Here is a 19,158-nt window from a genome sequence, read left to right on the forward strand (position 1 = left end):
ACCGGATGGCATCCGTTGATCGGAAACGGTGTGTCCCACCGGGGTTCGCATCGAAGGGGTCAGGGGTTCGAATCCCCTCATCTCCACCAGAGGCCGTTCTTGAAACGGCTGGACTGAAGTTGACGGGATCCCGTCTGATCATCGCGATCAGGCGGGATCTTGTCGTTTCAGGGGTTTCCGAACCGGGTTCGTCCTGGTTTGGGTCCTGTGGGGTGGGTGTCTCGGAAGGCTCGGGTGGTGTCAGGCCGCTGGTGGAGGACCGCCTGGAGGCGGGGCGGCGGTCAGGTGGAGGTGAGACCGCGCCCGAGCGTCCGATCCAAGGCGATGCGGGTGAGCCAGCCGAGGCCGGCCGTGAAGAGCGGCGGCCACACGATCGGCCCGATGGCGTAGCCGACCAACACCACGAGTGGGAACCACACGCGGTTCACAGCCTGGTAGAGCATGCCGGGCGCACGGATGCCGGCGAGCCGCGTCAGGTCGGGTACCACGAAGAACACCAGCGCCGCGGCCGTGGTTGGCAGGCCGTACTTTTGGCTCTCGAAAACGGCGAACGCGGCCAGGAACAGCGTGAGAATGCCCCAGGCGATTCGTTTCGGCCAGCTGCTCACGCCAGGGGTGCGTAGCGGCGTGGTGGCGCGCGGGGGCTCAGTGGTCACGCGTAGAGCGTACAGATGATGACCTTCGCCTGGAAAAGTGGACAAAACGCATCAGGAGGGGCTCCGGTTAGTCTCAGGGAATCTTGATTCGGATATCGCTCTGTACGGAGGCCGTGATGATGCGGTTGGAGCGGGGTTCAAGCCGACCGTACGGCGTGATGCTCATGCCGGCGGCGGTAGTCCTGCTCACGGACCAGCTCGGCAAACTGTGGGCGGTCTCCGCGCTGTCCGACAGCGAGCGCGTCGCTGTGATCCCCCGCTGATCCACTTCCGGCTGCGGTACAACGCCGGCGCTGCGTTCTCCATAGGCACCGAGGCGGCATGGGTGTTCACCCTGGCAGCGGAGTACGTCCCCCGCCACGAAAGGCTGAGGTAGGGCAGGTCCTGGCGGAACTTGTCGAGGCGGCCGAGGTCGCCGGGGTGCAGGGTGGATGGTGTGTCGGTGACAGATTTTCGGCAGTTCGCCGGTCTTGTGGTCGGGGGTGGGGCCGGACGCGGGGTTTGGCCGCAGGGTGGGCGGCTCGTTGCCGGGCGGCGCGCCCGGGCCGGAAGACGAAGGCGCCGCCGGGCCGGTCTGTGGCTTGGTCAGGATGTCCTCCCAGGCGGCGCGGCAGACGATCAACCGCTCGGTGCCGGGGACGGTGACCACGGTCGCGCCGGAGTCCAGGCGACGCAGGTGCCCGGTTCGGACGGCGGCCATTTCCCCAGAGGTCAGACCGCAACCGACGGCGAGCGCCATCAACGCCAGCGCGTCGCCTCTGACCTGGCCGGGCAGGCGTTCGGCCCAGCCGCGCAGGCGGCCGAGCTGGGCCGGCGAATACGGCGGGCTGACCTTCTTGGGGGCTGTCATCGGTGGCGGTGCTTGTTCGCTGCGTTCCAGCCATGCCAGCGTGGCACGCATGTGCCGCAGCCGGCTGCGGTAGGTCTGCGCCGAACTCGGCGCCAGGTCGGTGCAGCCGGTCAGGACGAACGGTCGATCGTCTCATGCCGCAACCACATCTCCGGGTCATCCGGCAGGCCGGAGCGGTGACATCACACGGCCAGCCGGGTGGTCGCGGTGAGCAGCCGCTGCACCCGGTAGAGGAGCGGTCGACGCCGGCGGCGACCAACATCCGCATGTGCCCAGCGATCTGTTCTCATTCCGGCGGGGCCTGTTGCGGCCGGTAGCCGGTGATCGTTGCTGAGGTTTCCGCGTCGAGGGTCACACCCATCCATAGCGGCAGAACAACCTGCCGTTATGAAGAGCGACGACATCCACTGAAAGGAGCGCTTTGTCATGGTCGGAGGACGCGGGCGTTCCCGCTCTCCCCGGGAGTTGGCTGATGACCCGGAGAACCGGCCCCACGCGGACCTGTCCGGCCATCCGGCTGCCGCCGTCGTCCAAGCGATCGCCGCCACGGTCGGCTACGCCTTTTGGCTTGACTTCAGAGGACTTCGGACCGGGGCGCGGTGTCAGCTTTGCGACCGCTCCGTTTCCAGGGCCCGCCCACTCGATTTTCTCAGGGGCCGTATCGAGCATAGCCTATGTCTTTGTCACGATATGAGCTGTATGGGGGGATTGGATGATGAGGCGCGAACTGGAGGTCGATCAGGTGTCGTTGACCAGTGCCGTACTGCGCATGCAAGAGCCGGTCGATCTGTTCGGGCAGCACACGGATGCGTTGCTGAAAGCTGTCGTGGGCGGTGAACGCTCGTCGTGGGGGATCGGCGTCATCGGCATGGTCATGGACCAGATCAACGAGAGGCTCAGCCAGGCGTGCGATCACCTTCACTCCAATCTCCATGAGGTCGGTGTGGGTATCCAAGAGATGTCCGACCAGGGGCGTGCCACCGAGCTCGCCGCTATCCAGGCAATCGATCAGAATCTGGATCCCTCCACGCGGTATCGCTCGGTGTGAGCTGTTCATCTCGGATGGAGCCGGTGAAAAGTACGACGGCAAAGTGACGTGGTTAGCGGGCGGGGGCCGACCGGATGGCGATGATGCTTCCGACCGAGTTGGAGGTCGCGTTCGGGATGGTGGGTGTACCGTGGCCCACCGAGAACGAAGATGGGCTGCGCACGACCGCCGCCGCTTACCGATCTTGTGCCACCGCGCTCACCGCTGACGTTATCCAGGACGCGCACGACGCCATCCGGTTGGTCGCCGCGAACAACGTCGGCGATCACATCGACGCGCTCGCCTCCTTCTGGGCCGATTACCACAGCGACGGCGACGATTCCGGACATCTGCCCAGCCTTGCCACCACCCTGCACGCCCTGGCTGACAGCCACGATGCGGCGGCCACCCTCGTCGAGGCCCTCAAAATCGCCCTCATAGCCGTAGCCGGCATCGTGGCCACCATCCTGGTGTGGGCCGCCGTGGCGGCCACCATCACCGCCGGTATGGCCGTTGTTCAGGCGCGTACGGCCATAGCCGGCTCGCGAGTATTCGCTCAGCGCTCCGTGGCTGTCTTCCACCGGGAACTCGAACGATTCTTCGGCAAGGCTCTGATCCGAGGCGTTGAGGCCCGCCTCCGCCGTATCCTCGACGCCAAAATCCCCAATCAGCTGCGGATGCGGTTCGGCAGCCCGGATCCGCTGAGGGCGGCGGCCAACCGGAACATCACAGTCAAGGCGATCACCCCCGCCCCGGTGTGGCGCACTGACCGGCTCATCCTCAGACGCGCCGACGACCGCCACCCCGACGAGGTCTTCGGTACGGGCTTCCATCCGCGCAGCCCCGGCAACACCGATCTGGAATCTCATCTGCGGTTCGAGGAGTCGGCATTCGTCGGCACCAGCCGATTGGACAACCCGATGGACATATTCCCTATGAGATATCTCTATGACGTGGACGCGCCGGGCGGGATCGACATCGTCGAGACCATGGGCAGCGCCCTTCGTACCGGGCACCAGCAGGAGGTGGCGTTTCCCGGGGGAATCGAAGGGCGATTCATCAGAGGAGCACGTCCCTACGACGCCGCGACGGAGAAGTTCGGGGACTATATGGACAATCCTCACTACCGTCCTTGACTTTTATCATTGGTGCATTGCGAACCGGGAAACGATCACTCTAGATCTGGGAAGCGATCTCCCCGGTGGCTCTTCCATCGCAGGCCAGGCCCATTCGTGAACGCCTCACCGGGGGCCGTTCTTGAAACGGCTGGACTGAAGTTGACGGGATCCCGTTTGATCATCGCGATCAGGCGGGATCTTGTCGTTTCAGGGGTTTCCGAATTGGGTTCGTCCTAGTTTGGGAGCTGCGGAGCAGGTGTCCGGGAAGGCCCGGGCGATGTCAGGCCGCTGGTGGAGGTCCGAGTTCGCGTCGCTGGGCATGGCGACGCCGGCTCCGGGCTGGGTGTTGCGACAAGGTCATGCTCCCCTACGACGAGGACTATCCCGTGCTCGTCGATTGGTGCGGCTCCGCCGCCATGCTTTTGGAGATCGACTACCTTGGATCAAGCCCCGCCGTACTCCAGCGGCTCAGCCAGGGGGCACTGGCCTACAGCGCCTGGTTGGACGTCAACAGCCACAATCAGTTGAGTTTCGCAGCCGGAGGCGAGCTCATCCTGACGATCGACGCGTTCTTCCCCGGGAGTCCGGAAGACCATCCCGGCATCGGCCAATGGCCTGAGCCGCAGGAGATGACAGACTTCTTCGTCGAGTTCGAGGAGCGTGACGAGGACTACGACTGAAAAGCCGGCTGGCTCGCGGTAATCGACCACACCACAGGAGCAAAGCTGACCAGTGAGTGGCTGGAGCAAGCGCATCCCTGCATAACGGTCCGCATGCCCGACGCAGCACGCTGAACCCCGAATGCTCAGCTGGGAAACGATCAAGAGCACCCTGGGAGGCGATTTTTCCGTGGGCGTCATCATGGCTGCTCAACCACATTCGTGAACACCCCAATACAATGATCGCTTCGAGTGACCACGCGTAGGGACCCGTGGCGAGGAGGGCATCATGGCGCTGCAGCCGCCGCCCGAGCTCGCCACGCTGCTCAACCTCGTCGTCTCGTGGCCGCTGATCGACGAGGTCAAGCTGCATGAGGCCGGGACCCAGTGGATCTCCTTCGCTGCGACGGCGGTGCGCGTCTCCTCGACCGCCGCCACGCACGCCGCCCGGACCACCGCGCGCAACGATGGTGAAGGGGTCCGGGCGTTCGGCGGCGATTGGCGCGACACCTCGGGCCGCTCCGGTGATGCGATCACCGCCGCGCTGCTCATCGGCGGTGCGCTGCAGCTCTCGGCCGTGATCGTGCTCGCCGTCAAGGTGGCGCTGATCGTCGTCCTTGTCCGGCTAGCCCTGAACCTGTCGCAGCTGGCCGCGGCCGCGGGGCCCACGGCCGGCGCCTCGCTGGCGGCCGTTCCCGCCGCCATGGGCGGCGCTCGTACGGCCGCACGGGAGCTCCTCCACAAGATGGTCGACCTGCTGGAACGCAGCGCGCTGCGCTTGTTCGATCGCGCCTCCGCGCTGCTGCGCAAGCCGCCAGGCAAGGTGGGGGCCGGCGCGTTCCCGCCCGGCAAGCGTCCGCCGACGCCCGTGCGCGGCCCCGACAACTACCTCGAAGCGGCGGCCGACAAGAGCGTCGACGTCAAGAGCATCACGCCATACCCCATCTGGCGCCGTGATCGCGAGCCGCTGTACCGCGCCTCGGACAGGTCTCCGGACGTGGTCTTCGAACATGGCCTTCATCCGCGCGACCCGTCGATGACCAATTTGTACGACTACGTGCACAAGGCCAGGCCGTCCGCCTTCGTCGGGACCAGCACCCGCGGGAACATCGACGGCGCGTTCCCGCGCCGCCACGTCTACGAGGTGGACGCCCCCGGCGGGATCGACGTCCAGGAGACCGTACGGGACGCCGCCCATCTGTCCCACGAGCGCGAGATCGCCTTCCCCGGTGGCGTGCACCGGAGGTACATCTCCGGTGCCTGGCCGCAGGGGGTGCCCAGGACGCCGGAGAACTTCATCCCCAACCCGCACTACAACCCCTACCCCGGCCATCCGGGAGTACCGTCAGGAGGATCGCCGTGAACGACGCCCCGCCGCACCCGCCACCGGTCACCGACGAGCTGCGGCGGCAGGCACGGCTGCGCCCGGACTCCTGGATGTATGCGGTCGATCCGTTCTTCGACCCCGAGGGCGAAGTCCCGCCGTACGGCATCGTCGGAGCCTGGCAGGTCGACGGGCGCGGCGAGATCACTGGCGAGTTTCGTCGCAACCTCGGCTACCGGCCCTCGCCGGTGGCGCTGGGCCACCCCGAGCCCACCGATCCGCTCGACCGTGTCGTGCAACTCGCCTCGGCCGGCTACGCCGGCGACCGCGACCTCGTCCTGCTGCTGCTGGAGGCGGAGGTGATCGTGGCCGCCGGCCCAGGCGGCGGCGTGCCGGTGTTCGACACGGGCGGGGGCCGGGCGGCGTTCGCCTACACGGCCCAGGCCAACCTGCCGCACGCCCTGCCGGACGGTGCCACGGGCTGGCAGCGCCTGCGCGGCCGCGACCTGGTCGCGCTGCTGCCGCCGGACGTCGGCGTCGCCGTCAACCCCGAAGGGCCGGCGGGCGTGCTCCTCGCCCCCGACCAGCTTCGCCGCTGACGCTTCTCCCAGCCGACCAGCTCCCGGCGGCCCCGGCCGTCACAGCCGCTCGATGGCCGATCTGTTCCGTGCGGCGTCCTCCAGGTTGCGCTGCTCCGCGTCCCGGTAGTTCGCCTCCATGATGTGCACGTCGTCGCCCGAGGTCACCTGCCGCTTTCCCAACTCCTCGTACACCTCCAGCGCTCTCCGGGTGACCGCGAGGTAGCCGGCCTTGACCATGCTCCCGGCCTCCTCGCCCCAGGGGTCGCCCTCACCTTCGAGATGGGCGCGCAACGCTCCCACCGCCTCCAGCCAGGTCGTGCCGGCCTCACCCAGCCCCGCGCCGGTACCGCGCAGGTCAGCGTGGGAGACATCTATCCCCTGGTCGAAGTGCCCGCTCACCGCTCCTCCAGCCGCCGCACGACCAGCTCGACTCCGTCGGCGAACTCGTCCATCTGCCGCATCACGTCGGCGTGCACGCCGCTCAGTGTCTTGGCGAGCTCCTGTGGATCCGTCAGCTCGGCCGCCTCCAGCCCCGGAACGCCCGCCCGCAGGTCGTCCAGCGCGGCGTTGACCGCCAGGAGGATCTCCCGTGCAAGGTTCTCCGATGCCATCCGCATGACCCGGGGGTTGAGGTGCAGCTCGTGCAACCGCCCGTCCTGCCCGGCGACGGCCCGCACCTGCCCGCCCGCCGCTTCGCCGCTGCCCTGGACGGCGGCGTACGCGCGCGGCTCCGCCGTCCGCGCGAGTGCTTGGACGGCCGCTGCCAGCATCTCGCCGATGCGCTGCCCGTTCTCGTGCATAGTCACCTTTATCGCACGCCCGCAGCAGTGCACCATCCCACTGACCGCGTTCAATGAGGTGATCTCAGCGACTTTCATGTCAGGTAGCCGTGTTCGAAATGGGTGAGAACGAGCGCGGCTTTGATGATGTCGCCGATTCTGCTGGGGCTGGCGGTGATGCGCTGGAGGGTGCGCCAGCGTTGGGTGAGCAGGGCGAAGCCGCGTTCTCCCAGGCAGCGCAGGGCGCGCAGGAGCGCGTTGCGGGTACGGGTGTCGAGGTCGAGGGGTCGGCCGTCGGAGGGTTGTTTGACCGGGGTGAAGATGCCGATGCCGGCGCCGTCGTAGCCGGAATCGGCCAGGGTGGGCAGGCCGTCGGCGGCGGCTTTGTACAGCGCTCCCAGGACGTGTGCGCGGGCGGCGGTCAGGTCGTGCACCGATCCGGGTTCGACGGCCGAGACCCACAGCGGCAGGCCGCAGGGCGCGGACAGCGCCTGGATGTTGCCGCCGTGGTGGCGGGCCTTTCCGGAGTACCACAGGTCGATGGGTTCGCCTTTGACGCTGATGGTCTTCTCGGCGCAGCGGTCGGTGGCGATGACGGTGCCGTCCAGGATCAGATGGGTGAGGCCCTCATCGACGGCGCGCCGCAAGGCCTGGTGCAGGTCGGGCGCCTGATCGGCCAGGACCTCGATGACCTCGTCGATGTAGCGGTAGGCGGTCGCGCGGGAGACGCCGTGGTCACGGCCGAGGGCGCCCCGGTCGGTGCGGTCGCGAAACCAGCGCAACCCCATCACCGCCTGCTCAAAGCAGGTCAGCGCCCGAGAACCCGCGCGGGTGCCCAGTCGGCGGCGCTCGGCCGCCAGGAGCAGGGAGAGGTGGCAAACCAGCTCCCGAGGGACGTCGAGCGTGGCACGATAGGTGATCACGTGGGGCTTTCTGGACTGAAGACGGCTTGTGGTGAGACCTCTTCTACCGAAAGCTCCACGCCTATTTCAGGGGCATCGCGATCCATCCCGATTCATGTCTGCCGACGTCGCTTTGAAGGCATCGAATCGCAACTGCCCCTATTGATCTTGCTGAGATCACCTCAATGCAGCCCAGCTGTTCCCCCAGCAAGCGCCCGAAGTCCTCGTGGCGGCTCTGACCTGCATGTCCGTCGAAATTCGCCGGTACTACCGGGGATCCATCTCGTCGGCACGGGACATCTGAATCGACTCGCCCTCTCTGCGACGAAGCCAGGCGCTCTGTCACGCCAAACAATAAGGCTGGGAAACGATCAGTCTGTTCGCGGGAAGCGATCTCCATGACGTCACCCTCGTCGCAGGTCGGGGTGACTCGTGAACACCCCGGACAACCGCCGGACCTGTTCTTCGGCTTCAGTCAGCCGTGTTCGCAGCTCATCCACCTGCCGCATGTACGGACCTCTCGGCCCGGGCCAAGCGTTCCAGCAGCGGCGTCACCATCGTCTCCCTGAAGAGAAGCAGTTACCCCCATGCGTTGCATTCACGCCATGCAGTCCTGCGACTCCACGATGTAAACGACAAAGCACTGGCAGTCACTAGAGAGGGTGAGATCCAGACGGGTCAGTCGAGAACAGGCGTCTCGCAACCTCTCCTCAACAGTGAGGCTGCGGCGAGTGCATCTATGCGTCAAACCATCCAGCGCAAGGATCGGCCGTGAGGGCCGGTATAAGCGAGCGACTGCCCGTCCAGGGCAAGAACAGAGGCAGACTCACCCTCAAGCACGGACCGGGCAGGTGGCGGTCCACGGTCCTTTGCGCTTCCGGCCACGATCTTCCGTTTTGGTGGTCGCGTCGGTTTTGCGTTCGAGCGCGCTCGAACGCATAGCGTCCCCGTCATGACGACACAGACCTGGATCATCACCGGCGCGTCCCGCGGTTTCGGGCGCGCCCTGGCGGAGTCGGCGCTCGCGGTGGGCGACCACGTGGTGGCGGCGGTGCGCCGGCCCGAGAGTGTGGCCGATCTGGAGGCCAAGTACTCGGACAACTGCCTGATCGCGAAGTTCGATGCCCGGGACATCACCGCGGCCGCGGACCTCGTGCGCGACACCCTCGACCGCTTCGGTCAGCTCGATGTGCTGGTCAACAACGCGGGCCGGGCCGTGGTCGGAGCGGTCGAGGAGGTCAGCGACGCGCAGTTGCGCGAGTTGATGGATCTGCACCTGTTCGGCCCCGCCGCACTCGTCCGGGCGGCGCTGCCCACGATGCGTGAGCGGGGCACCGGGACGATCGTGCAGATGAGCAGCCAGGGTGGGCGGACGTCGTTCCCCGGTGTGTCGGCGTACTCCGCGTCGAAGTTCGCCCTCGAAGGCTGGTCCGAGGCCCTGGCCGGGGAGGTCGCGCCGTTCGGGATCCGGGTGATGCTCGTCGAGCCCAGCCGGTTCAGGACCGGCTTCAACGGGGGCGACGTGCTCGAGTTCGTCGAGCCGTCCGCGACCTACCGTGACCTGCTCGCCAACGTCCGCGCGGACATGGCCGGGACCGACGGCCGCCAGGAAGGTGACCCGGTGCGGGCGGCCGAGATCATCGTGTCCCTCGCGCACGGCGACGAGGTGCCGCTGCGGCTGCCGCTCGGGCGCGAGGCGGTCGAGCGTATCTCGCGCGCCTACCGGCGCGGCCTGGACGAGGTCGAGCAGTGGGCCGAGACCGCCCGCAGCGCCGACTTCGAGGGTGTCTCCGCATCGGTACGGCCCGTCTAGGCTCGTGGTCATGGCCACCGACGATCTGATGACCAAGGCGCTCGAAGCGCTTGGGGACGACGGTCCGCTGTCGGTCGAGGCGATCTACCGCCTCGCCGACCTGGCCGATCTGCCCGAGACGATGACGATCGCCGAGGTTGCCGACCTCCTCGACATCTCGCCTCACACGCTGCGTTACTACGAGCGGGCCGGGCTGGTCGAGGTGGCCCGCGACGGTAATGGTCATCGCGTCTACGACGCCGAAGCGGTTCGGCGCCTGGTGTTCCTCACCCGGATGCGGCTGTCCGGTATGCCGATGCGTGACCTGCAGCACTACATCTCGCTCGTCGACTCCGGAGCGCACACGGTGCCCGAGCGGCTCGATGTGCTGGTCGAACATCGCGACACCATCCGCCGCCGGATCCGTGAGCTGACCCTTTCCCTCACAGCGGTCGAATACAAGATCGCCACGTACGGAGGCTCGACCGGGCCGGACGTTCAGGACCTCGGCACCACCACCGGTACCGACCGCACGGCGCTGCCGGACGAGCCGCTGCGACGGGCACTCCCGGCAGAGTGAGGGACGCCGACGCTCGCCGGGCTGTTAGCGGTAGTCCGGCCTCCCTCTGATCTCCGGCCGCAGCCCCTGCGGGAAACGATCACTTCCCCGCCGGGAAACAATCTTCAAGCTCAACTGCACTCGTGAACTCCCCACAAGGTCAGAGGCCGTTTCCGAGAGATCGGGAGCGGCCTTCTGCGTTGCCGGGTGGCCAACTGAGTGACTACGAGTCCCTGAGGCACAGGGACGAGCTCTTCCCGCTCATGAATTCCAACCCTCCAAGAGGAGCAGGAGACCGGTCAGATCGTCGCCGTGGGGCGCGCGCGTGCAGGCTCCGCATGCGATGAGCTGTGTGGGGGCACTCCGGTCCCGAGGTGATCAGGACGGGGCAAGCGTGCGGGATGGCACAGACGCATGGCTAGCCATGCCGGGTTCGTTCGGCCCTTGGAATGCTCTGGCAGTTTCCCCCGGTAGGAGAAAATGAGATCTCGACCCAGTACTTCTTGGCGGCCGGATCATTATCCACATCTAAGGACCAGTAGTCGAACATGAGTTGGAAGTCCGCAGTGAAGTTGCCGAGATTCTTCAAAAAGCACGAGTCGGATGGCCACTTATCCGTTGAACCGGAACGATGGACAAGATTTTCGGTCCCGTCCTCGGTCAGACGCCATCCGGTGGCCTGTGCCTCCTTCTTGTAGTGGGCGGAGATCGCAAGTGGTGAGCCGGTGAACTTGTAAATCCGTCCCACCTCCGCGATGCGGTTGTCGTCCATACAGGCTGGTGAGACATAAGTTCCCTCATTCCTGGCGCTGCCGTCCGGAGCGGTGCCGGCCGGAGAGCTGTACAGGACAGACTCCTGCTGGGCCTGCTCCCCCCAATCGCCGTCCGCTGGATCACCGATACAGTCCAGGCCGGTCACGTGGGCGACAGCTGAGCAACCGGCGAGCGAAACTCCCAGCACAACGACCATGGCGAGGCGAATAATCGCGGTGAGCCCAGCCGGGGAACGAGCAGGCGCCTGGGGAGCTTGTGTCATCTTTTCTCGGTCTCAAAAGGAGGGCGCGTGGCGCTGGAAATCGGGAGTGAGTGAAGCCCCTTGTTGTCAGCCATATGACAAGAAGGGTAGGTCCCAGAATGTGTCTTCAGGAGTTATTGGTGAAATCTTCACAATCCCTGCACAAGGGCTTCACGCGGTGATTTGCTGATCTGCGTGAGCCGGGAACCGGAGGCGGGTCGGCCTCGAACCGGTTTCGACCAGGACGGGTGCGACCTGGGAGAATGGAACGGGTTGCGTAGTCTTCCCGGTGACTGCGGTGTTTCCGTAGGCCGTGATTCATGCGGACTGAGAATCGCTCACAGTCTTGTGTGCAGTCAGGCAATCAACGTGCCGGTGAACCTGTCCGAGATTGATGGAGGCTCTGATGGCAGCCACTTGAGCCGGATGCCCAGACGCTGGGCGCCAAGGTAATCGCCAGCGGGTCGGCACCGTGAGAACCAGATGCCTTTTGGCCGGAGGGCTCTGGCAGCGTCACCGCCGCCAAAAAGCACCTGACCGTGATGCTGAACTGCTTGAACGCTTCGTGGTCCGCGCAGCTGAAGAAGGCCCGCCTGCCGTTCAAGAAACCGACGATTCGGTTCATGACCAGACCCAGCCGTGCGTGCGGGTCGGCCTGGGGCGCGAACGTCACTGGCCGCTACTGCACCGACGAGCGACAGTTGGTGATCCTGATCGACGACTACGCTATCGAGCATCCGGCCGATCCGCTGGCGCTGCACCTGATCGCGCATGAGTATGCCCACCACGTTCAGAACCTCACTGGCCTGACAACCGTGGCCTACACCAAAGCCCAAATGCTGGCACAGAGCCGGCGCTCGGAGTTGCAGGCCGACTGCCTGGGGGCGGCGTTCATGGGCAGCATCTGGGCCTCGCAGGAGTATCAGGACGAGGACTGGAAAGACGTTGTGGACATCTATCGGCGCAGTGGCGATGAGAAGGTCAACAAGGAACGCAGCCATGGCACCGGGAAGAACCGGGTTGCCTGGCTGCAGAAGGGATTCGCCGCTGCCTCCCCGGCCGCGTGCAACACCTGGACCGCGCCGGCGTCCCGCGTCGCCTGAGTGACCGACTGGGTGACAACGGCCATGGACGGGCCGGACGATCACGGACGACGAGGGACCGCCCCCGCAGTTCGGGCAGCGCATGGGCCAAGGATCAGGCCCTGGTGAAATGACTTCGCATCGAAGGAGTCAGGGGTTTGAATCCCCTCATCTCCACCAGGAGCCGTCCTTGAAACGGCTGGTCTGAAGTTGACGGGATCCCGTCTGATCTCAGCGATCAGGCGGGATCTTGTCGTTTCAAGGGTCCTGAACCTGCTGGCAGGGCGGTTCGCAGGCCGCGGGATGACTGTGGCGGACGGGCTGGGTTTCGGGCGGTGGTGCAGGTTGGGGATGAGCGGGCAGTTCAGGGTGCCATCGACGAGCAGGGTGTCGTGGACGCCGCGCTGTTCGCGCTCCATGTCCCATGGGGCCGCCGTAGGCCGGCGACATCATGGTCGGGGACGCCAAGCCGGTGACCGGAGGGACCCCACAGCCGACGATCGTTCGTCGCGGGAGCCGGCCGGCGAGGCTCCGTGAGCATGGCGTGAAAGGAATTTCCGGAGCGGCAGATATGTGGTGATCCACTTTCTGCCGACCTGGAGCCTCCATGCGCATGAGAAAGAGAGCGGGAGCGGCTGGGGCATTACTGCTCGCCGCCGCCCTGCTTGCCCCCCTACCGGCTATCGCCGCATCTCCGTCTACCGGACCGCAGCCTCATGACTCCGTCCCGCGGACCGTCACGCTGATCAGCGGTGACCGTGTCACCGTCACCGGGGAGCGCGGCGCGGTGATCGAGGCCGGTGAGGGGAGGAAGGAGGCTACCTTCATCACCGACGAGAGCGGCGGGCGGCTGCGCGTCGTCCCGAGTGACGCGATGCCGCTGGTGAAGGCCGGACGGCTGGACTCGCGGCTGTTCGATGTGACCACCTTGCTGGAGTACGGCTACGACGATCGGCGGAAAGACCTCCCACTCATCGTCACCGGGGCCGCCCAGCCCCGGACGCTGGCCGGAGCCTCGGAGGGTACGGCGCTCGCCGCGGTCGGTGGGTTCGCGGTGCGGGAGGAGCGGGCGAACGCCTCCCGTTTCTGGAAGGACCTCACCGGAGGGCAGGAGAAGGCCGGGGGAGCGGGGCTCTTGCGGGACGGGAAGGCCAAGGTGTGGCTGGACGGGTTCCGGGAGGTGTCGCTGGATACCAGCGTCCCGCAGATCGGCGCGCCCGCGGCCTGGGCCAGGGGCTTCACCGGGGAAGGGGTCAAGGTCGCGGTGCTGGACACCGGGATCGACACCACCCATCCCGACCTGGTGGGCAAGGTGAGCGGCAGGAAGGACTTCACGGACGAGTCCGACGAGCGGGATCTGGTCGGGCACGGCACCCACGTGGCCTCGATCATCGCCGGGAGCGGCGCGGCGTCCGGCGGGCGCTACCGCGGCGTGGCCGCGGGTGTCACACTGCTGGACGGCAGGGTGTGCGCGTCGAGCTTCTGCAGCGACTCGGCGATCCTGGCCGGCATGCAGTGGGCGGCGGAACAGGGCGCCCGGGTCGTGAACATGAGCCTCGGCGGTTCGGACACGCCGGATGAGGACCCGCTGGAGCAGGCGGTCGGGGCCCTCAGTGACCAGTACGGCACCCTCTTCGTGGTCGCCGCGGGCAACGAGGGTAGAGAGCGCGGGGTCAGCACCCCGGCCACGGCGGACGCCGCCCTGGCCGTGGGCGCAGTCGACAAGTCGGATGAGCTGGCCGCTTTCTCCAACACGGGGCCCAGGCTGGGCGACGGCGGGCTCAAACCGGATATCACCGCCCCCGGCGTGGATATCACGGCCGCGCGGGGGAAGGACAGTTCCGGAACCGGCTCATACGTTGCCAAATCCGGCACCTCGATGGCGACGCCGCACGTGACGGGAACCGCGGCGCTGCTGGCCGGGCAGCACCCGGAGTGGAAGGGCGACCTGTTGAAGGCCGCGCTGATGGCCTCAGCCGAGCCGCAGCCGGGGAGCGGCGTCTTCGCCCAGGGAGCGGGCCGGGTGAACGCGGACCGCGCGACGGCGCAGGCGGTGACGGCGCAGCCGCCCGGGCTGGGGTTCGGCATGCAGGCGTGGCCGCACGACGACGACCAGCCGGTCGCCAAGAAGCTGGTCTACCGCAACTCTCTCACCACGCCGGTCACGCTCGCCTTGCAGATCAGGGCGAGTGCGGTCTTCATGGTGAGCCCGACCACGCTCACCGTGCCCGCCGGCGGGCAGGCCGAGGCGACGGTCGTCGCCGACACCCGTGCCGATGTGCCCGACGGGCTGCTGGACGGCTATGTCGTGGCCACGGGACCCGGCGGTGTGAGCGTGAGCACACCGGTCGGTGTGGAGAAGGAGGCCGAGAGTTACGACCTGACCGTGCGCCACACCAATCGGGCCGGCGCCCCCACCGGCGACTTCGAGATGTCGATCAGGCGGCTGGACGCCGAGCAGCCGCCGATCGTGGTGTTCGGCGGGCAGAGTGACTTCACCACGCGGTTGCCGAAGGGCAGGTGGCAGGTGGACACCGTCGTCCTGGACGACGCGGGCATCACCCTGCTCGTCCAGCCCGAGCTGGTGCTCGACCGGGCGCGGACGGTCGAAGCCGATGCCCGGCTCGGCAGGCCGCTTGAGGTGAAGCCGCCGCGCGCCGGTGCGACGCCGGTGCTCGCCCAGGTCGTCTACCAGCGGCAGACGGCCGATGGCCCGTCGAGCAGGGGGTGGGTCGGCAGGGGGTTCGACCGGAAATTCACCGCCCAGCTCGGCCCCGACCGCGACTACGACGGCCTGCTGACCCAGGTGGCGGGGCACTGGACGGCTGGTACGGACACCTACCGGGCGGCCTGGTTCCAGCCGGGGCGCGTGGTGACCGGCTTCAAACGGTCGGTGGACCCGAAGGACCTGGCGACCGTACGCAGGGACTACTCCGGCCACCTGCCCGACGCGCAGGCCGAGGTGGCCAGCCAGGCCTGGCCACGCGACGGCAGCATCCCCTCCTACCTCGCCGCGACCTCGCTCACCACCACCTCGGTGCAAACGGAACACGTCAACACCGACGGCGGCGTGCGCTGGCAGCACCTGCTGTGGGAGTACGGCACCGACGGGCGGGTCAACCAGTTCGAATCCGGGTTCACGCACTACCGGGCGGGCCGGGTCACCACTGAGCGGTGGAACCGGGGTGTGTTCGGTCCCTCGCTGCCGTCTGGGGACCAGATCGGCGACAGTGTCAGCCGTACCGGCGACGTCATCTCGGCCGAGCTGTGGATGTTCGGCGACGGGCGGGGCTCGCTCGGCTACTCCTCGCGAGCCACCGAGCACACCGCCCTCTACCGCAACGGCGTGCTCGCAGGTGAGGCGCCGTCCCTGAGCGCAGATTTCTCCGTACCCGCGGGGCGGGCGGAGTACCGGCTGGTCGCCGAGGCGGAGCGGGGAGCTCCGGCGACCCTGTCCACGCGCGTGTCCACGTCCTGGACGTTCCGCTCCGACGGCACAGACGCCCTCACCCGGCTGCCGGTGTCCGTGGTGAGCTTCGCTCCCGAGCTCGACGCGCGGAACACCGCACCGGCGGGTCGTTCCTTCACTGTGCCGGTCAGCGTGCGTTCGCTGCCTGGCAGCGCGGCGGGCCGCTCACGGGACCTGTCCGTGGAGGTCTCCTACGATGACGGGGCCACCTGGGCGAAGGCCGAGGTCCGGCATTCGGAGGTCGTGCTGCGGCACCCGAACGGTGACGGGTTCGTGTCGCTGCGAGCCAAGTCGACCGACCTGTCCGGCAACGCCGTCGAGCAGACCGTGATCCGCGCCTACCGGATCGCCTCCGCGACAAGCTGACAGCGCACCTGGCAGGCTCCCTCATCTGCAGGGTGACGGGGGTCCGAGAACGGGGGCCCAGCGGCGGTGTGAAAGCAGAATGCCCCATCGGTTGAGTAAGGGGTGTGACTGCCAATATGACCGCTCCGGATCTCACCGATCCAACGGAGGCGATCAGCGACGCGGCCCTGCTGGCGTTGTCGCGCCGAAGACCCGAGCGGTTCGGGGAGATCTACGACCGGTATGTGAGCGAGATCCACGCGTACCTGGGACGGCGGCTCGACCGGCAGGCCGCCGACGATCTCACCGCGGAGGTGTTCCTCGCCGCGTTCAGGAAGCGCGAGACGTTCGATCCCGAGCGCGGTGAGGTCCGTCCGTGGCTGTACGGCTTCGCCACCAACCTGATCTCGCTGCACCGGCGTACCGAGACCAGGCGGCTGGCTGCTCTGCAGCGCAGCGCCACCGTGCAGCACGGCGCGGAGCACAGCCATGAGGAACGCGTGGTCACCCGCATCGACGCCGCGAGCGCACAGGGGCGGCTCGCGGCCGAGCTGCGCGCCCTGCCCGACGGCGACAGGGACGTGCTGCTGCTGAGCGCGCTGGGCGAGCTGAGTCATGAAGAGGTGGCCAAGGCGCTGGACATCCCGTACGGCACCGTCGGATCCCGCCTGTCGCGGGTGCGCAGGAAGCTCCGTGCCGCCCTGGGCGGCATCAACCCCTTGCATGGAGGCACTGATGGATGATTACCGGGCGGTGCGGGAGCTGCTGCCCGCGCCGTCGCTGTCGCCCGAAGTCGAGCGGGCCGGGCGCGAGCGGCTGGCTGCCGCGTTCGCTCAGGAGCGGGTACGGCAGAGCCGCAGAGCCGTCAGGTGGGGCTCGTTGGGGCTCGGCCTGGCGGGGGTCGCGGCCGCGGCGGCCTTCGTGATCGCGCCGACGGTGCTTCCCACGGCGCCTCCCACCTCTGGCACGGTCGCTCAGGCGGACGGCAAGCGGTTCCTGCTGGTCGCGGCGGCCTCGGTGGCCTCGATGCCCGACGAGGGCGCGTGGTGGGGCAGCACGGAGGTCCACGGCATGCAGTTCCACGAGCCCGGCGGCCGATACGTGCTGCGCGAGAGCGAGTCGATCGAGATCTGGCTCCCCGCGGATCTCGAAGGACGCACCTGGTACCGCCAGACCCCTCAGGGGATCAAGCCCGCGACGCCCCAGGACGAGGCGGCCTGGCGCGCCGACGGTTCACCGACGTCATGGACATATGACAAGCCCACAGAGAAGGGACACTCCGGTGCCCTACGGGCTGAGCCTGACGAGCAGCGGACCTGGTCGACCGAGGACTGGGACTTCCGCATCCTCATGGCGGGCAAGCCGCTGACCAAGATGAGCGAGGTGCCCGACACCCCCGAGGGGCTCAAGGCGCTCTTCGACGCCGACGACCGCACGACCATCGACACCGCGGCGCGGCTGCTGGTCTTCGCGCCGGTGACGAGCGAGACCAGGGCCGCCGCCTACCGGCTGCTCGCCTCGATGCCCGGGGTCACCGCCGTCGGGCAGGTGACCGACGCGCTGGGCCGTACCGGGCAGGCGGTCGAGTACGAGTCCGGGGAGTTCGCCCCACCGAACTACGCGGGGGCGACCAGGACCCGGCTGGTGATCGACCCCGCCTCCGGCAGACCGCTTTCCATCGAGACCCGTTCCGCCGCGGACGGCCTGCTCCTGACGTACACCTCGATCCAGGACAGCCGCTGGGCGGACGACAACCCGTTGAAGGAGCAGAAATGAGATTCACCCTTGCCGTTGCCGTTACCGCTGGGCTGATCTTCGCTGGTACGGCCGCCGTTCCCGCGTCCGCCGACGCGCCGAAGGGGGCGTACTGGCGGGTCGAGACGACCTTCACCACGACCCATCCCCACCCGGTCGGCAGCGGCTACTACCTGACCGAGCGCAGCGTCAGCACCGAGTGGTCGTCGCTCAAGGGCAAGAGCTGGTCCGGCTTCCGGAAGCTGGGCGCCAAGCCCGCGACCGCTAAGGACGAGGCGGCCTGGCGCGCCGACGGTTCGCCGACCACGTGGGACTACCGAACGGAAGGCATGAAGATCCGCCTGTCCGTCAAACCGGACAAGGGCTCCATCAGGGCGGACGAGGGGCCGGCTAACAGGTTCTTCGTGGGCACGAGCTACGTGAGCAAGAGGTATGTGACCTACCAGCAGCTCCAGTCGCTGCCCACGGATGCCGAGGCGCTCAGGAAGTACCTCCTCGCGGACGTCAACGCCTGGATCGATTGGGCCGCGGAGGAGGCCAAGTCCACCAGTCCGAACTCCAGGAAGGAGGACTGGCTGGTCAACCTCGACCGGTACGTGGCCGAGCGGGCGAGCGGGCTGCTGTACCTGAACCCGGCGCCGGACAAGGTCAGGGCCGCCGCCTACCAGGTGCTGAAGACGGCCAAGGGCGTCAGCGACCTCGGCCGGGCCAAGGATCCGCTGGGCCGATCCGGCCGGAAGCTGGCCCTGCCCGTCCCCGCCAGCAAGGGCTCGGTGCTCAAGCAGCAACTCCTGGTGGACACCGAGGCCATGACGCTGCTGGCCGAGTACACCGACACGAAGGTCGGCGGCAAGGCGCTGCTCGGCAAGTCCGGCGTGCAGACGTTCAGGGCCGGTTGGACGAACGACAAGCCCGCCGTTCCAGGCGCCAGCTGACCTTTCGCCGCAGTCCTGGCGCCAGCGTCACGGTGACCGCCGCCGGCCTCGCCATCGCCCTCGCGGGCGAATTCCGGGAAGCGATTTTTCTCTCTCCACTCCAGGTCGGCCTCATTCGTGAACCTGCACAGGACAGAAGGCCCGGTTCCGATTTGGAATCGGGCCTTCTGCCGGTCAGGTGGCGTTGGACGGTCAGCGATCGAGGTCGCGCGGTGTGGCGTCCGCTGAGGTCTCCGGGGTCGGAGTCAGCCAAAGGTCGGCGGACGTCCTTGGCGGGGCTGAGCCGTCGCACCGCGGCGAGGGTGTCGGA

General features: G+C 67.6%; 18 protein-coding genes. 12 read left to right on the forward strand and 6 right to left on the reverse strand.

What is annotated here, in order from left to right; all coding sequences use genetic code 11:
• Nucleotides 1-281: 281 nt before the first annotated feature.
• Both OHA77_RS24925 and OHA77_RS24930 read right to left on the reverse strand, forming a co-directional pair.
• Nucleotides 282-656, reverse strand: coding sequence for a hypothetical protein (locus tag OHA77_RS24925; protein ID WP_406311905.1), 375 nt, complete (start codon nucleotides 654-656; stop codon nucleotides 282-284).
• A gap of 73 nt (nucleotides 657-729) precedes the next feature.
• Nucleotides 730-1,557 carry a hypothetical protein gene (locus OHA77_RS24930; RefSeq protein WP_406311906.1) on the reverse strand — a complete coding sequence of 276 codons (828 nt, stop codon included), beginning with the start codon at nucleotides 1,555-1,557 and terminating at the stop codon, nucleotides 730-732.
• Between the two features lie 664 nt (nucleotides 1,558-2,221).
• Between OHA77_RS24930 and OHA77_RS24935 the strand changes: the two genes are divergently transcribed.
• From OHA77_RS24935 to OHA77_RS24955, 5 genes are all read left to right on the forward strand, one after another.
• On the forward strand, nucleotides 2,222-2,554 hold the full coding sequence (locus OHA77_RS24935; protein ID WP_406311907.1) for a hypothetical protein: 333 nt from the start codon (nucleotides 2,222-2,224) through the stop codon (nucleotides 2,552-2,554).
• Between the two features lie 83 nt (nucleotides 2,555-2,637).
• Nucleotides 2,638-3,669, forward strand: coding sequence for a hypothetical protein (locus OHA77_RS24940; protein ID WP_406311908.1), 1,032 nt, complete (start codon nucleotides 2,638-2,640; stop codon nucleotides 3,667-3,669).
• A gap of 341 nt (nucleotides 3,670-4,010) precedes the next feature.
• Nucleotides 4,011-4,331 (forward strand): hypothetical protein, encoded by a 321-nt coding sequence (locus tag OHA77_RS24945; RefSeq protein WP_406311909.1) that lies wholly within the window; start codon nucleotides 4,011-4,013, stop codon nucleotides 4,329-4,331.
• A gap of 268 nt (nucleotides 4,332-4,599) precedes the next feature.
• Nucleotides 4,600-5,673 carry a hypothetical protein gene (locus OHA77_RS24950; RefSeq protein WP_406311910.1) on the forward strand — a complete coding sequence of 358 codons (1,074 nt, stop codon included), beginning with the start codon at nucleotides 4,600-4,602 and terminating at the stop codon, nucleotides 5,671-5,673.
• On the forward strand, nucleotides 5,670-6,233 hold the full coding sequence (locus OHA77_RS24955) for a type VII secretion system-associated protein (RefSeq protein WP_406311911.1): 564 nt from the start codon (nucleotides 5,670-5,672) through the stop codon (nucleotides 6,231-6,233). The genes OHA77_RS24950 and OHA77_RS24955 overlap by 4 nt, the downstream gene beginning before the upstream one ends.
• Nucleotides 6,234-6,272: 39 nt before the next feature.
• On the opposite strand, the gene OHA77_RS24960 is transcribed toward OHA77_RS24955, so the two are convergent.
• The 3 genes from OHA77_RS24960 to OHA77_RS24970 form a co-directional block, all read right to left on the reverse strand.
• The gene (locus OHA77_RS24960) at nucleotides 6,273-6,614 is read right to left on the reverse strand and encodes a hypothetical protein (RefSeq protein WP_406311912.1); all 342 of its coding nucleotides are present in this window, start codon (nucleotides 6,612-6,614) and stop codon (nucleotides 6,273-6,275) included.
• Nucleotides 6,611-7,015: a YbaB/EbfC family nucleoid-associated protein gene (locus OHA77_RS24965; protein ID WP_406311913.1), complete on the reverse strand. Its 405-nt coding sequence runs from the start codon at nucleotides 7,013-7,015 to the stop codon at nucleotides 6,611-6,613. The genes OHA77_RS24960 and OHA77_RS24965 overlap by 4 nt, the downstream gene beginning before the upstream one ends.
• A gap of 74 nt (nucleotides 7,016-7,089) precedes the next feature.
• A complete protein-coding gene (locus OHA77_RS24970) occupies nucleotides 7,090-7,917 on the reverse strand; it encodes a transposase family protein (protein ID WP_406311874.1) in 828 nt (275 codons plus the stop codon).
• A gap of 931 nt (nucleotides 7,918-8,848) precedes the next feature.
• Here OHA77_RS24970 and OHA77_RS24975 point away from each other — a divergent pair.
• Nucleotides 8,849-9,709: an SDR family NAD(P)-dependent oxidoreductase gene (locus tag OHA77_RS24975; RefSeq protein ID WP_406311914.1), complete on the forward strand. Its 861-nt coding sequence runs from the start codon at nucleotides 8,849-8,851 to the stop codon at nucleotides 9,707-9,709.
• Nucleotides 9,710-9,719: 10 nt separating this feature from the next.
• A complete protein-coding gene (locus OHA77_RS24980; RefSeq protein ID WP_326825794.1) occupies nucleotides 9,720-10,268 on the forward strand; it encodes a MerR family transcriptional regulator in 549 nt (182 codons plus the stop codon).
• A 397-nt stretch (nucleotides 10,269-10,665) separates the two neighbouring features.
• Here OHA77_RS24980 and OHA77_RS24985 read toward each other — a convergent pair whose 3' ends face one another.
• Nucleotides 10,666-11,217, reverse strand: a complete 552-nt coding sequence (locus OHA77_RS24985) for a hypothetical protein (RefSeq protein ID WP_406311915.1) — start codon at nucleotides 11,215-11,217, stop codon at nucleotides 10,666-10,668.
• Nucleotides 11,218-11,816: 599 nt separating this feature from the next.
• On the opposite strand from OHA77_RS24985, the gene OHA77_RS24990 reads away from it, so the two are divergent.
• From OHA77_RS24990 to OHA77_RS25010, 5 genes are all read left to right on the forward strand, one after another.
• A complete protein-coding gene (locus OHA77_RS24990) occupies nucleotides 11,817-12,365 on the forward strand; it encodes a neutral zinc metallopeptidase (protein WP_406311916.1) in 549 nt (182 codons plus the stop codon).
• A gap of 586 nt (nucleotides 12,366-12,951) precedes the next feature.
• Nucleotides 12,952-16,179, forward strand: coding sequence for a S8 family serine peptidase (locus OHA77_RS24995; protein ID WP_406311917.1), 3,228 nt, complete (start codon nucleotides 12,952-12,954; stop codon nucleotides 16,177-16,179).
• A gap of 116 nt (nucleotides 16,180-16,295) precedes the next feature.
• Nucleotides 16,296-16,901, forward strand: coding sequence for an RNA polymerase sigma factor (locus tag OHA77_RS25000; RefSeq protein WP_326825791.1), 606 nt, complete (start codon nucleotides 16,296-16,298; stop codon nucleotides 16,899-16,901).
• Nucleotides 16,894-17,934 carry a CU044_5270 family protein gene (locus OHA77_RS25005; protein WP_406311918.1) on the forward strand — a complete coding sequence of 347 codons (1,041 nt, stop codon included), beginning with the start codon at nucleotides 16,894-16,896 and terminating at the stop codon, nucleotides 17,932-17,934. Before OHA77_RS25000 ends, OHA77_RS25005 begins: the two co-directional genes overlap by 8 nt.
• Nucleotides 17,931-18,848, forward strand: a complete 918-nt coding sequence (locus OHA77_RS25010; RefSeq protein ID WP_406311919.1) for a hypothetical protein — start codon at nucleotides 17,931-17,933, stop codon at nucleotides 18,846-18,848. Before OHA77_RS25005 ends, OHA77_RS25010 begins: the two co-directional genes overlap by 4 nt.
• Nucleotides 18,849-19,158 lie beyond the last annotated feature (310 nt).

The organism is Streptosporangium sp. NBC_01639, from assembly GCF_045209755.1.
Lineage (GTDB): Bacteria > Actinomycetota > Actinomycetes > Streptosporangiales > Streptosporangiaceae > Streptosporangium.